We start from the raw sequence: 12084 nt of genomic DNA on the forward strand, positions 1-12084 counted from the left end.
AGCCTGAGAGCTTAGCTGTGGTCGATGATGTAGCCGTTCCAGTCGCGGGCTGCGAGGGCGGCCCACTTGGTGGCGGTCTTGTTGGCGATGCCGATGAGTTCGGCGAGGACGGGCGCGGGGACCTCGCTGGCGAGGGCGAACATCGCGGCGTGACGGGAGTCGCCGGGGCGTATACCGCAGGCGACGAGCTTGCCGCGGAATACTTCGCGGACCAGGTGTCGGCCGGGGTGGCGTCCGGGGAATAGCCATCCGTGGCCGGTGCTGGCGATTGAGGGTGTGCCAGGGCGGATGAGGCGGCGGCGGATCAGGGTGTCGAGTCCGGGGGGCATTTCTATGGGCAGGGTGTCGAAGGTGACGAGCACGCCAGTGTCGTCATCGAGGGTGATCTGGTCGGCGCGCATCGCGACGATCGTTTGCAGGGGCTGTGCGAACAGGAGGGTGAACAGTCCGCCGATGCGGGCGTAGAGCGGGATCGTGTCGTCGTGGAGCAGCAGGTCGATCTGTGCCCAGCGGTCATCGTCGGCGGTGATGACCTCAGGCAGGGTGGTCTCTCGCCACGGGATCGTGACGGCGGTATTGGTTCGAGTGCGGCGCAGCCAAGCGACGAACCGTTGCTGGATGTTTCCTGCGCCGGGGTGCTCGGCGAGGTATGCCTCCAACTGGCCCTGGGTGAGACAGGTGAGCGGGGTGCCGTGTGCGGTGGCCCACTGGCAGAGCCGGATCGCGCCGTTGACCTGGGAACGTGCTCCATAGGTTGCGGTCTTGGTCAGTTCGCCGCGGGCGGCGAGGCCGCGTAGGTGCCGGATGAGATGCCAGCGCGCATAGCGGCCGATCAGCGCCGCGTGGTCGGCGGCCAGGGGCGCGAGTGTGTCGTCGAGCCAGCGGGTCATGTGCTCGATGGGTGCCTCGTAGGCGGGCAGCACGCCTGAGGCGGCGAGCAGCTCACGCAGGTAGTTGTGCGACCGGTCCGCTGGCAGCGAGCCGAACGTCTCGTGGCTGACCGGCATGTCGCCACTGGCCATCATCGCGAGCAGTCGGGCGCCGGTCGCTGGCGGCTTCTTCAGCCAGGTGACCACGCTCTGCGGCCGCGGCGCGGCCGCCAACTCGTCGTAGAGCGGCCGGAGCTGGTGGTGGATGTGCCCGGTGGAGGGGTCGGTGAGCAGGGTGGTGAGACGTTCGGTCAGGATGCAGCGGGCGCAACGGGTGGCGCTGTAGGGGTGGTCCTCGCGTCCGCGCTCGGCGCAAGAGAACACGGACTCCTCGCCGGCGCATCCGGCGCAGACCAGCACTCCGTAGCTGCTCGTGGAGGGGTAGGCGATCGGGCGCAGCTCGAAGCACTCGGGGCAGAGGGCCGGGTGGTAGGCGATGTCGCGGCGGCGGCGGTAGCAGATCGGCCCGGTCGGCAGCATCACCGTGGCGGTGAGGTGACCGCAACGGGCGCATTCCCGGTGTTTGGTGCGGGTCACTCGGTAGTGCCGTCGGGGCGTCGCACCCGAGCACGCACCGGTCGCAGATCACCGATCCCGGGACCGCCGTCATTGACTGCCGGTGCTTGGCGCTGCTGTTCGACGTGTAGCTCCAGCAGGTCCGAGGGGGTGCAGTCCAGGATGTCACAGAGCGCAGCCAGCAGGTCGGTGTTGATCCGCTGGGGTGGTTTCGTCACGATCCGGTGCACCATCTGCCGGGATATCTCGATCCCGCGCTCGTGCAGCGGATCGACCAGATCGGTGGTGGCGAACATGCCCTTGGCAGCCATGAGCTGGCGCAGATGCCAGCGCATCGTCAGCTTCCTGGTCATCGCTCCTTCTTGCTGTTGTAGACGCGCGCGAGTGCGGCCTTAAGCGTCTTGGTCTTGAAGTCGTTGGACACTGAGGTGTAGATCGCGGTGGTGGAGGCGTAGGAGTGACCGACCTGCTCGGTGACGAACCGTTCGGGGTAGCCGAACTCGACCAGATGCGTCACATAGGAGTGCCGCAGGCAGTGCAGCGACAGGTCCGCGCCGAGGCCGGCCTGCTCCCGCAGCCAGGAGAACCGGCGATCCATCGTGTTCACCGAGATCCGCTGGCGCCGCTCAGTCAGCCAAAGAGCGTCACGATCAGCCGAGACAAGCAACGGCCGCGCGTCCTCGACCCACTGCCGCATCCCCTCGACCACCCAGTCAAACTCGGGGACCGTGAGCACACTCCGGCGCCGGGGCGTGCCACCGCGGACTGCTTTGCCGTAGCGGACGTGGACCGCGCCGTAGCTGCCCCATTGACGCATGTGCGGGTTCGGGCGCAGGTCCGCAATATCGAGGTTGCAGAGCTCACGGCGGCGCAACCCGTAGGCGTAGCAGGTCTTGACCATCTGCGCATCGCGCAACGCAGCCCACGCCCCCTTACGACCTGAACGGGTGATGCGCTCCACCCGCGCGTCAAGGAAGTCAAACAGGTGCTGCAACTCCTCGTAAGTGAACGGACGCCTGCCCGGCCGGCCCTCGTAATCGTTCAGATGCGCGACCGTGTTGAAGTCATGACAGACCTGCGAGGGGATCGACCCGAACCGCTGCTCACACTCGCCCACCCACCCGTAACGGACATCAAGCAGGTAGTCACAGAACATCCGCAACGTCAGGTGACAACTGCGGATCGTTGACGGCGCCAGACGCGAGCTGCCACTCATCAGCGAGACCGTGAAGTCCTCCACATCGCCCGGACCCCACCGCCACGGGAACGAACCTGCGAACTCCGCGAAACGGCGCAGCAACGCCATCCGAGGCTCGATCGTCGCCTCGGCCAGCAGCCTGGACTTCTGCTGCCGCTCCCACCCGAGAAGCATCGCGGCGAACACCGCCGCCTGCTCGTCCAGATGAACCACGCCCGAGGCCAGCACCAGACGCGCAGACCCCGGAACCTCCGCCACCACATCACCCCAACCTGTCAACTCTAATTTGACAATGACAAACACAAGTTACCACAAGGTGGCGATACCGCTGCCCTCAACGAGTACAACATCGAGTCGTAGGCCATTCGCAGCCCTGCACCTGCCTGAGCGGTCAACTCTGAGTTGATTCGCGGACTTTAACCTCGATCTGCAAGAGGTGTGGCACCTCCGCAGTGGCTTGTGAGCGAAGCACGATCAGTTCGGTGCTGAGAACCAAGGCGCTTCGGCTGATCCGGCGTCGCCTCGCACGAGCATGCGGGGCAATCTCTGGTTGCGAGCTTATGGCTGTGCGCCGGTCGTGAGTGTGGGGTCCCACAGTCCGATGGCCTCGTCGTTGCGAAGGTGCTGCTCGTAGACGTCTACCTTCCAGGTGATGATTTCTCGTGCTTGTTCCAAGGCGCGGATCTGCTGGTCGACGCGTTCGCGTTGCGCGTCCAGTAGCGAGAGTCGCTCGATCTCGTTGCCCGGCCCCTCGCGGACGAGGGTGGCGAATCGTTTGAGTTCAGTCAGAGGCATCCCGGACTCGCGCAATCGGGTGCACACTCGCAACCAGTCGACGTCGACGGGGCGGTATCGTCGCCGTCCGCTGGCGGTCCGCTCGATGGGTCCGACGAGCAGCTGTTCGCGCTCGTAGAAGCGTAGGGCGTGCACGCTCATCCCGACAGCGCCGGCTACTTCGCCGATCGTGAATGTTCGCCCATCGTCATCGGCCATACGACACCCCTCACTTGACCTAGAGGACACTCTAGATTCTAGCGTCGATGACATGACCTTGACTGAACAGCATCCGCTCGGAACCGGCTTCACCGCGGCCAGCACGACCACCGACGTTCTGGCGGGCGTCGATCTGGCCGGCCAGTACGCCTTGGTCACTGGCGGCTACTCCGGCCTCGGCCTGGAGACCACCAAGGCACTTGCCGCCGCAGGGGCACAGGTGCTCGTTCCAGCTCGTCGTGCAGCTGTCGCACGAGACGCACTCGCGAGCATCGCCGGCGCCAAGGTCCTTGGTGGTGTCGATCTTGCCGACCTCGGCAGCATTGCCCGCGCCGTGCAGAGGATCACCGAACTGACCAACCGGATCGACCTACTCATAGCCGCCGCCGGTGTCATGGCAACACCGCAGAAGCCGGTCGGCCCGGGTTGGGACTACCAGCTCACCGTCAACCACCTCGGTCACTTTGCTCTCATCACCCGGCTGTACCGACTGCTGGCCGAAGGCGGAGCGCGAGTCGTCGTCTATTCCTCGGCCGGACATCACTCCTGTGATATCCGCTGGAACGATCTCCACTTCCTGAGCGGCTACGACAAGTGGAAGGCGTACGGGCAGTCCAAGACCGCCAACGCCCTCTTCGCGCTCCATCTCGACCTCCTCGGAACCCCCGACGGTGTACGAGCATTCTCACTACACCCCGGCAAGATCATCACCGGCCTACAGCGTGAGGTTCCCCTCGAAGAGCAGATCGGACTTGGCTGGATCAACGCGGCCGGCGAGGTCATCGGCAAGGACTTCAAGACACCGAGCCAGGGCGCGGCCACCGGTCTGTGGGCCGCAAGCTCACCACTGCTAGGTGGTCGCGGCGGTCTCTACCTCGAGGACTGCGATATCGCCCACGTCGCGGCACCGCAGGACTCGATGGACGATGGCGGAGTTCAGCCATACGCCTTCAACACCGAATCCGCCGAACGTCTCTGGCAGCTCACCTCTGCGATCACGGCGACCAATGTTCTTTAACGGTCTCCCGCATCGGACACCAACTGCTGAGCCCCGCTCTGGTCTTAAGTCGGGGACACGAAGAGAGGTGCCCGCTTCGGCAAGACCGAATCAGAAAAGTCGACGCCAGAGCGCCATCTCGGTTTCCGAAGACACGGACCATAACCGGCGGCCCGGCGTCTCTCCGCACTCGTGGGAGCGAGCGCGCACCTACCTGCCAGGAGGTGTCAAGGTCATGACCGGAACCGCAACGCTCCACGACGAACGGTCCGACCCGAGTGCGCCCGCAGGCCCGCTGACAAGTGAGGAGCTGCGGTGCTTCTTGCGTCGACTTTACACGCAAGGGCACGACGCCTGGGTGCGTGATCCCGTCGCGGCGGACCTGATGGAGTACACCTCGCAGAAGTACGCCGGTCTTGCCATCAAGCACGGTCTGGACCCGTGGGAAGCAGCCTCCGCCGCCTTCGATGTCATGCGCACTCGCGCGGCGCGGGAGGCACGTGACCCGTGGGCCGTCATCACGCACGCGGTGCGGATCACCTGCATCTACGAAGAACGCGCCCAAAGCCTGCTCTGCTCGGTCCACCAAGCACGTCGCCCGCACATCTTTGCACTCCCTGACCCGGAACGGTTCTCGGACCGGGCCTTCCCGTGGGCGGATGACCACCCGGTGCTCGCGGCCACCGACGATGGCTTGGCCCGACTCACCGTCTCCGGGCCGGAAGACGCAACGATGTCTGCTCGCGCGGCGGTCGAGGATGCGATCGAACTCTTCGCCCTGTTGGGGTGGCCCTTTGACACGGCGCGCAGCGGGGTGGAGCACGTCTGTGACGCGCTCACCCGCGCAGGCTCGCGGCACACAGCGTTCGAGGCACTGCGGCGCGACAGACACGCCCGGGCGCTTCTCGACATCCCGTCTGCTGCATGGCACGTGCTGCTCCGTACGCTGCTGGGCAGGCCCGAACCGGCCTACGCGGCAACTACCGCCGGTCGGGGCATACTGCTACGGCTCCTTATCGGAGAGACCGTGCCGCTCCTGCTATGCGATGACGACCTCGTTGAGGCCCTGTCGCTCGTTGCTCCCGGAGCTGGGAGGTGACCGGCCATGAGCCAACAGAAGGGTGCGATCGAACTGGAGCGGGCAGTGGCCTCGATCCGGGTCGGGAACCGGCACCGCACCGACCTCGGGGACATCGACGCCCTCGCCGCCTCCATCAAGCGTGACGGGCTGCTGCAACCCATCACCGTCACCCCCGACGGGTTCCTCGTTTGCGGTGCCCGACGACTCGCGGCCATCAAACAGCTCGGCTGGAAGACCGTGAACGTGTGGGTCCGCTCCGGCCTCTCCGATCGCCTCGGGCAGTTGCTGGCGGAACAGGACGACAACGTGCTGCACAAGCCGCTCAGCCCACTGGAGTCCGCTGCTCTCTACCGCGAACTGAAAGCGCTCTTGTCTCAAGACGCCGCCCGGCGGCAGGAAGCAACGCGATTCAACAGTCAGCACCGGACGGGAAGTGACGGTGATGGAAATTCTCCATCACCGTCAGTCGGCGCTCTAGGGACGACGCGAGAGCAGGCTGCCGCGATGGTTCCTGGTGGTGTCTCATATTCGACGTTCGACAAGATCGGCTACCTCGAGAAGATCTCCGCCGATCCCGCCCAACCCGAGGAACTACGGGCTCGCGCCCAAGCAGAGCTGGATCGGGTCGAATCAGGCGGCTCTGTCAATCCTGGTTACAAGCGTATCCGCAGCGAGGCCGATGAGCAGTGGACGAAGCGCCAGACAGAGCTGGAACGGCTCGCCCAAGAAGCCCTTGCTCGCGCCCGTGCCGACCTGAAAGGAAAACGCAAGAAGCGCACGCCAGGCTCTAGACGAGCCAGTGACGGCCAGGTGATCCAGTTGCCAGTGCGGGCATTCGTGCTGACCTGGAATGAGCTAACTGACTGGTGGGAGAAGTACGACCTCGACCAACTCGCCGTCGAACTCACCGACGCCCAGGTCGAAGCCTTCCACGCCGTCCTCAAAGGAAGCAACGCCTTCGCCGATCGACTCGATGCGGCCCGCGAACAGTCTCACGCTCAGGATGAGCGTCGCTCACACCTACGAGCCCTCTGACAGTGAGTCTCCCGGCCACCTCAGACACCCGGCCTCACCCATCGGCTGCGCTACCTTCCCCGTCGCTGATCTTGGGGAACGGCGGTGCACCTTGCCTCCATGCGCTATTACCGCACCACGAGCAACGGCCGCAGGATCTCGGCCGAACCACGCGTGCGGAAAGAACCTGACACGAAGCGCCTCGTCGCTCTCGTCCTGCACCTGGCCGACCAGCTGCACGCCGAAGATGTCGCAGAAGCGCACCGCCGTGCCGGCGACGCGCGCGAGGATCACAACCATCCCGGCCCGGCAGCGGTGACGGGTGAGAGAGGAAATGAAGACGATGACACTCCTGGCTTCCGCACCCGAGGCTGAGACCGCTCCGTCGCTGACGGCGGTGACCTATCAGCGGGTCTCGACCAAGGAACAGGCGGCCAAGGGCGGACGGGACGAGGGTTTCTCGATCCCCGCGCAGCGCGAGGCCAACGCCCACAAGGCCGAGGCACTCGGCGCGCGGATCGTCGCGGAGTTCGTCGACGCAGGTGAATCTGCCCGGTCAGCGGACCGGCCGGACCTGCAGCGGATGCTGGACTACATCGCCTCCCACCAGGTCACCTACTGCATCGTGCACAAGATCGACCGCCTGGCCCGCAACCGGCTCGATGATGTGGAGATTCACCGCCGCCTGGTCGAAGCCGGAGTGACTCTGGTGTCGGCGACGGAGAACATCGACGAGACCCCCTCGGGGATGCTACTCCACGGGATCATGTCCTCGATTGCGGAGTTCTACTCCAAGAACCTCGCCACCGAGGTCACCAAGGGACTCACACAGAAGTTCGAGACCGGCGGCACACCGATGCGCGCCCCGATCGGCTACCTGAACGTCCGTAAGCGCGACGAGCAGGGCCGCGAGTACCGGACCGTGGAGATCGACCCCGAGCGGGCACCGCTCGTGCGATGGGTGTTCGAGCAGTACGCCACCGCGGAACGCACCGTCGTGGACCTGCTCGCGGAAGTCACCGCCCGCGGCCTGACCACCCTGCCCACCCCGAAGCGCGCCTCCGGGCCGGTAGCCCGCTCGGGGTTCTTCAAGATCTTGCGCAACCCGTACTACATCGGCATCGTCCGCTACAAAGGCGCGGAACAGCCCGGCACCCACGAACCGCTGATCGACATCGATACCTGGCAGCAGGTACAGACACTGCTCAACGCCCGCAAGATCGCCTCCGAGCGACGCCGCTCCCATGACCACTACCTGAAGGGCTCGCTGTTCTGCGGGACCTGCGGGTCGCGGATGCAACTGGACTACCCCGCCAACAAGCAAGGCGTCCGGTACGCCTACTACGTCTGTTCCGGCCGCGCCTCCAAGCGCAAGAACTGCACCCGCCGCGCCGTACCCGTCGGGGTCGCCGAGCAACTCGTCGCCGACTGCTACCGCGACGTCGCGATCACCGAGGACGAGTACACCGCCCTCACGGCGCAGGTCGAGGCAGCTTTCGACGAACGCCTCGCCTCCCGCTCCCAGGAACTGGCCGAGCTGACGGCGAACCGCAAGCGACTCCAGAACGAGAGCGACAAGCTCCTGGCCGCGCACTTCGCCGACGCGATCGACCTCGACACGTTGAAGCGTCACCAAGACCGCATCCGCGCCGGGCTCGCTGACATCGACCGCAGGCTTGCCAGCGAACACGACCAGCACGAGGGATCACGCAAGCAACTCAGCACGGCACTGAGCCTGCTGGTCGACTGCGCCAACCTCTACGCCCGCACGAACGAGCAGGGCAAGCGGCTGGCGAACCAAGCCCTCACGAACGGCATCGACATCAGCGAAGACGAAAGGGCGACGATCCGACTCGCTGAGCCCTTCGCCGCCCTCACACCAGAACCGACATCAACCGATGTCAGGTGTTCTAGTACGTCTTCAATTGTGGAGGCTAGGGGACTCGAACCCCTGACATCCAGCTTGCAAAGCAGTTAGTCATAGCACATCGCCCTAGTCAGAGCGGTTCACCCGACCATAGGGGCGCACTTGGGGCGCACCTGGTCGTACTCAGCCATGCAGCGGCAGAGACCGGACCCGGATCCGTTCATCTTTGATGGTGGCGAAAGCACCATCCTTGAGATCGGGTTCGATCGCTGGGAGATTGCGGATCAAGACCTCAGATTGTTCTTCGGGAGTCTTACCAGCCCTACGCAGAAGCACCACGCTAGGCAGGGTGTCTCCACTCTTGGCCAGCAACTCCCCGAAGTCTGTGTCCGCGGAAATTAGAACTCGTCCGTCTCGCTTGGCTGCCAGCATCACATGATCATCGACTTCGCCGAGCAGTTCGAGGTCTGCCGCATGCACGACGTCGTGCCCAGCGGCACGCAGGATCTTTCTCACTCGTACGCTGAGGCACTCATCCAGCAGATACTTCATGCAGTCGGCTGGAGAGGCAGCTCTCGTTGGTCCACCGCGGCTGCTGCATACCGCAGGGCCGCATGGATGTCATCAGTGGTGAGCTGCGGGTAGTCCTCCAGCACCTCCGACTCAGAAACACCCTCTGCAATCCGCCCAACGATCATGGACACAGGGATGCGAGTCCCCTGGATGCAGGGCACCCCACCCATGACTCGGTGGTCTACTGAAATTCGATCCATGATTCTCGTCTCCTCTCTGGAGTTCAAGACTACGCTCCTTGCTCGCCGCCGAGAAGATCGCGACGAGGGTCAGTGAAAGTCCCCGCGTAGTCAGGGGTCGTTCCTCAACTAAAAGTTCCCCGACAGATGACTGGGCGGTGTGCGGCAATGGGGTAGCCGAGGTGCCCCAAACACACTCACCTGTGATCGCGCGCATTCGCGCATTTCCCAGCATACTTGCGACTCTGGACGTGTGGCCCCCGGACTCGGGCGCGGCTGTCGCCGGACAACTTCACGACCGTGCGGCGAACGGTGTGCAAGTGAACTGACCTTGGTCGGTGACCTTGACCTGGCGCTTTGTCAGTCCCGTGGAGCCGGTGTGAGCAGCGCGAACTGCGCGCCAGTCGGGTCGGTCAGCACGGCGATGCGTCCGGCTGGAATGTCGCTCGGCTCCGTGGTCACCGCAGCGCCCAGAATGGTCGCCGTCTCGATCATCTTGTCTGTGCCGACCTCGGGATCGACGGCGAAGTAGTTGCGCCAGTGCGCGGGCACTTCCGGATGCAGTTCGGTGTGGAGTCGTCCGACGACGGGTGTCTGCTGGCCGGGCAGAGTCCAGACCGTGTAGTCGTAGTGCTCGCCGTCGCCGATCTGCGTCGCGCTGACTCCGGTCAGGCTGGCGTAGAATTCGTCAGCGTTCTTGCCGTCCGGCGTCAGGAGCTCGGCCCACGCGAGTGCGCCGGGCACCTGGAAAGCGAACTTGTAGCCAGGCTCGGGCTGCCAGAACCCGGTGACGGCTCCGGTCGGGTCGGCGATGATGAGCACACCGCCTTGCCCCGGCACGTCAACGGGGCCGTGCAGGACACTCCCACCGGTTTCGGTCGCGCGGATCGCGATGCTCGCGATGTCGTCGGTGGCGAGGTAGAGCGTCCACGCAGGTGGAGCGTCGCCGTAGGCCGTGCGAATGCCAGCGATGATTGCTCCGGCCTCGGTGCGGGCGTAGCGGTAGCCGCTGGGGTTCTGCTTGTCGATCTTCCAGTCGAACAGGGCGCTGTAGAACTGGACGGAGGTGTCCTCGTCTGGGGTTTGAAGGTCGATGAGGGCCGGGGCGCCGGAGACCATCGTGGTCATGTGCGTTGTCCTTGCTGTTGGTCGGTGGCGCCGAGGTAGGCGTGGCCGCGTTCGGAGAGTTCGTAGCCGACCCGCAGGCTGCGAGTCAGGCCGTGTTCTTTGAGCGTGCGGATACGTCGCTTGAGCGATTCCTTCCCCACCGGCAGCCCGGCGGTCAGTGACGATGCGGTGATTCCTGATTGCTGGCCAATGCGTGCCAGCGTGGTGCGCGCCCACGGGGTGCGGGCATCGAGCCGCTCAAGGAGCGCGTCAATGTCCGCGATGTCCTCGGGCGTGAGGTTCGCATCGTTGGCGAGCGTGGTGCGCGCATCAGGTGCAACCCATGAGAGATCGATGCGGAACAGCGGGTCGTCGCGATCGCCCCGAAAGGTAGCGACCAGAGCGTCCAGGGAGGGGTACCCGGCCCGCCTTGCATCGGCGTCGGTCAATCCCGATGCGGGTGTCAGCTCGATCCTCTCCACGCGCACCACGCCCGCGATGGTGCCGAACGTGGTGCCCGGCTTCACGCGTGGTTGCTTCCAGCGGCGGTAGGCCACGGTGACCTCGCCCGCTGCGACCGCATGAGCGGTGCGCTCGGTCAGGATCATGCGTCCGTCCCGAGGACGAACGAGAGCTGCGCAAGTACTACATCGCGGTAGTCCATGTCGTCTGACCCACGGTGTCCGAGCACGACCGGGTAGAGCAGACCGTCCATCGTCGCCACGACCACATCCACAATCGCGGACACATCGAACCGAGGCGTGAACACGCCGCTCTCAATGCCCCGGCGCATCGCATCGGTGAACGGCTCGCGGTACTGTGCGGCAAGCGCGGCAGCGTGGTCGTGAAGTTCAGCGTCGTGAGCGGCGGCAGTCCAGAACTCCATCAGCATCCGCCATGTCGCGGCGCTCGTGGACAGCCCGCGATCGACCAGCGTGACCAACTGCTGCCACGGATCATCGAACCCAGCGGCAAGGTCATGGAGAGCCGCTACCTCCCCGGACGTGGCACCCCTCAGCGCCTCGATCAGCATGTCCTCGCGCGAGCCGAAGTAGCCCTGCAAGGTGCTGACCGCCACCCCCGACGCCTCGGAGACGTCAGCGAACCGCGTCCCAGCAAAACCACGGACTGCAAGTACCTCGACGACTTGACCGAGAACGACTGCTCGCCTGCTTCCGCCTGCGCGACGGGTACGACTGGATACTGGCTGACTCATCCCCATACCGTATAACTATACGGTATGGGGATGACGATCCTTCTGGCATTCGCTGAATGGGCACAGCGCACGGCGGGTCTGTTCTCGGCTGCGGCCGCAGGGATGGGCGTCGTAGCGTTGAGGGATGGAGAGTTCGAGGGGCCGGTGGAACCACAACATCCACTATCACCGGCTGATTCTCGACGCCGTGCCCACTGATGCTCGCTCTGCCCTAGACGTGGGATGCGGGAACGGGCTGCTCTCGAAAGAACTGCGGAACACCGTGCCGGAGGTGACAGGCATCGATCTCGACGAGGATGTGCTCGACGAGACCCGCCAACTCAGCGACAAGATCACCTGGGTACATGGCGATGCAATGAGCTATAAGTTCGGCCGGGGCTGATGCAGGGGTAGGGCAGGTCAACCTGTCACCCG

General features: G+C 64.9%; 15 protein-coding genes. 6 read left to right on the plus strand and 9 right to left on the minus strand.

Annotated elements, in window-relative coordinates:
- Window positions 1-11 precede the first annotated feature (11 nt).
- From F0311_RS17720 to F0311_RS17735, 4 genes are all read right to left on the minus strand, one after another.
- Window positions 12-1466, minus strand: a complete 1455-nt coding sequence (locus tag F0311_RS17720; protein WP_150463272.1) for a hypothetical protein — start codon at window positions 1464-1466, stop codon at window positions 12-14.
- Window positions 1463-1798, minus strand: a complete 336-nt coding sequence (locus tag F0311_RS17725) for a helix-turn-helix domain-containing protein (protein WP_150463273.1) — start codon at window positions 1796-1798, stop codon at window positions 1463-1465. Before F0311_RS17725 ends, F0311_RS17720 begins: the two co-directional genes overlap by 4 nt.
- Window positions 1795-2946, minus strand: coding sequence for a tyrosine-type recombinase/integrase (locus tag F0311_RS17730; RefSeq protein ID WP_223881473.1), 1152 nt, complete (start codon window positions 2944-2946; stop codon window positions 1795-1797). The genes F0311_RS17725 and F0311_RS17730 overlap by 4 nt, the downstream gene beginning before the upstream one ends.
- Before the next feature lie 255 nt (window positions 2947-3201).
- On the minus strand, window positions 3202-3636 hold the full coding sequence (locus tag F0311_RS17735; protein WP_150463274.1) for a MerR family transcriptional regulator: 435 nt from the start codon (window positions 3634-3636) through the stop codon (window positions 3202-3204).
- 52 nt (window positions 3637-3688) lie between these two features.
- Between F0311_RS17735 and F0311_RS17740 the strand changes: the two genes are divergently transcribed.
- The 5 genes from F0311_RS17740 to F0311_RS17760 all read left to right on the plus strand — a co-directional run bounded on the left by F0311_RS17740 (window position 3689) and on the right by F0311_RS17760 (window position 8706).
- Entirely contained in the window at window positions 3689-4654 is a 966-nt protein-coding gene (locus F0311_RS17740; protein WP_150463275.1) for an oxidoreductase, read from the plus strand.
- Window positions 4655-4955: 301 nt separating this feature from the next.
- Complete coding sequence (locus F0311_RS17745) at window positions 4956-5732, plus strand: hypothetical protein (RefSeq protein ID WP_317982631.1); 777 nt, start codon at window positions 4956-4958, stop codon at window positions 5730-5732.
- Window positions 5733-5738: 6 nt separating this feature from the next.
- Window positions 5739-6749, plus strand: a complete 1011-nt coding sequence (locus tag F0311_RS17750) for a ParB/RepB/Spo0J family partition protein (RefSeq protein WP_150463276.1) — start codon at window positions 5739-5741, stop codon at window positions 6747-6749.
- Window positions 6750-6848: 99 nt separating this feature from the next.
- Window positions 6849-7103, plus strand: a complete 255-nt coding sequence (locus tag F0311_RS17755) for a hypothetical protein (RefSeq protein ID WP_150463277.1) — start codon at window positions 6849-6851, stop codon at window positions 7101-7103.
- The gene (locus F0311_RS17760) at window positions 7072-8706 is read left to right on the plus strand and encodes a recombinase family protein (RefSeq protein ID WP_223881475.1); all 1635 of its coding nucleotides are present in this window, start codon (window positions 7072-7074) and stop codon (window positions 8704-8706) included. Before F0311_RS17755 ends, F0311_RS17760 begins: the two co-directional genes overlap by 32 nt.
- A gap of 72 nt (window positions 8707-8778) precedes the next feature.
- On the opposite strand, the gene F0311_RS17765 is transcribed toward F0311_RS17760, so the two are convergent.
- The 5 genes from F0311_RS17765 to F0311_RS17785 all read right to left on the minus strand — a co-directional run bounded on the left by F0311_RS17765 (window position 8779) and on the right by F0311_RS17785 (window position 11676).
- Complete coding sequence (locus F0311_RS17765; RefSeq protein WP_150463278.1) at window positions 8779-9147, minus strand: DUF5615 family PIN-like protein; 369 nt, start codon at window positions 9145-9147, stop codon at window positions 8779-8781.
- Window positions 9144-9368 carry a DUF433 domain-containing protein gene (locus F0311_RS17770; protein ID WP_150463279.1) on the minus strand — a complete coding sequence of 75 codons (225 nt, stop codon included), beginning with the start codon at window positions 9366-9368 and terminating at the stop codon, window positions 9144-9146. Before F0311_RS17770 ends, F0311_RS17765 begins: the two co-directional genes overlap by 4 nt.
- 339 nt (window positions 9369-9707) lie before the next feature.
- Complete coding sequence (locus tag F0311_RS17775) at window positions 9708-10475, minus strand: VOC family protein (protein ID WP_150463280.1); 768 nt, start codon at window positions 10473-10475, stop codon at window positions 9708-9710.
- Window positions 10472-11062, minus strand: a complete 591-nt coding sequence (locus F0311_RS17780) for an ASCH domain-containing protein (protein WP_150463281.1) — start codon at window positions 11060-11062, stop codon at window positions 10472-10474. The genes F0311_RS17775 and F0311_RS17780 overlap by 4 nt, the downstream gene beginning before the upstream one ends.
- Window positions 11059-11676, minus strand: a complete 618-nt coding sequence (locus F0311_RS17785; protein WP_317982632.1) for a TetR/AcrR family transcriptional regulator — start codon at window positions 11674-11676, stop codon at window positions 11059-11061. The genes F0311_RS17780 and F0311_RS17785 overlap by 4 nt, the downstream gene beginning before the upstream one ends.
- Before the next feature lie 118 nt (window positions 11677-11794).
- Here F0311_RS17785 and F0311_RS17790 point away from each other — a divergent pair, with 118 nt between their 5' ends.
- Window positions 11795-12052 (plus strand): class I SAM-dependent methyltransferase, encoded by a 258-nt coding sequence (locus F0311_RS17790; RefSeq protein WP_150463283.1) that lies wholly within the window; start codon window positions 11795-11797, stop codon window positions 12050-12052.
- Window positions 12053-12084: the final 32 nt, after the last annotated feature.

Source organism: Nesterenkonia ebinurensis, from assembly GCF_008711175.1.
Classification (GTDB): Bacteria; Actinomycetota; Actinomycetes; order Actinomycetales; family Micrococcaceae; genus Nesterenkonia; species Nesterenkonia ebinurensis.

Excerpts from the sequence above, each read along its gene's own strand:
- F0311_RS17725 (WP_150463273.1), bottom strand. The coding sequence starts at position 1,798 with ATGACCAGGAAGCTGACGATGCGCTGGCATCTGCGCCAGCTCATGGCT.
- F0311_RS17735 (WP_150463274.1), bottom strand. The coding sequence starts at position 3,636 with ATGGCCGATGACGATGGGCGAACATTCACGATCGGCGAAGTAGCCGGC.
- F0311_RS17740 (WP_150463275.1), top strand. The coding sequence starts at position 3,689 with ATGACCTTGACTGAACAGCATCCGCTCGGAACCGGCTTCACCGCGGCC.
- F0311_RS17750 (WP_150463276.1), top strand. The coding sequence starts at position 5,739 with ATGAGCCAACAGAAGGGTGCGATCGAACTGGAGCGGGCAGTGGCCTCG.
- F0311_RS17755 (WP_150463277.1), top strand. The coding sequence starts at position 6,849 with ATGCGCTATTACCGCACCACGAGCAACGGCCGCAGGATCTCGGCCGAA.
- F0311_RS17760 (WP_223881475.1), top strand. The coding sequence starts at position 7,072 with ATGACACTCCTGGCTTCCGCACCCGAGGCTGAGACCGCTCCGTCGCTG.
- F0311_RS17765 (WP_150463278.1), bottom strand. The coding sequence starts at position 9,147 with ATGAAGTATCTGCTGGATGAGTGCCTCAGCGTACGAGTGAGAAAGATC.
- F0311_RS17770 (WP_150463279.1), bottom strand. The coding sequence starts at position 9,368 with ATGGATCGAATTTCAGTAGACCACCGAGTCATGGGTGGGGTGCCCTGC.
- F0311_RS17775 (WP_150463280.1), bottom strand. The coding sequence starts at position 10,475 with ATGACCACGATGGTCTCCGGCGCCCCGGCCCTCATCGACCTTCAAACC.
- F0311_RS17780 (WP_150463281.1), bottom strand. The coding sequence starts at position 11,062 with ATGATCCTGACCGAGCGCACCGCTCATGCGGTCGCAGCGGGCGAGGTC.
- F0311_RS17785 (WP_317982632.1), bottom strand. The coding sequence starts at position 11,676 with ATGGGGATGAGTCAGCCAGTATCCAGTCGTACCCGTCGCGCAGGCGGA.
- F0311_RS17790 (WP_150463283.1), top strand. The coding sequence starts at position 11,795 with ATGGAGAGTTCGAGGGGCCGGTGGAACCACAACATCCACTATCACCGG.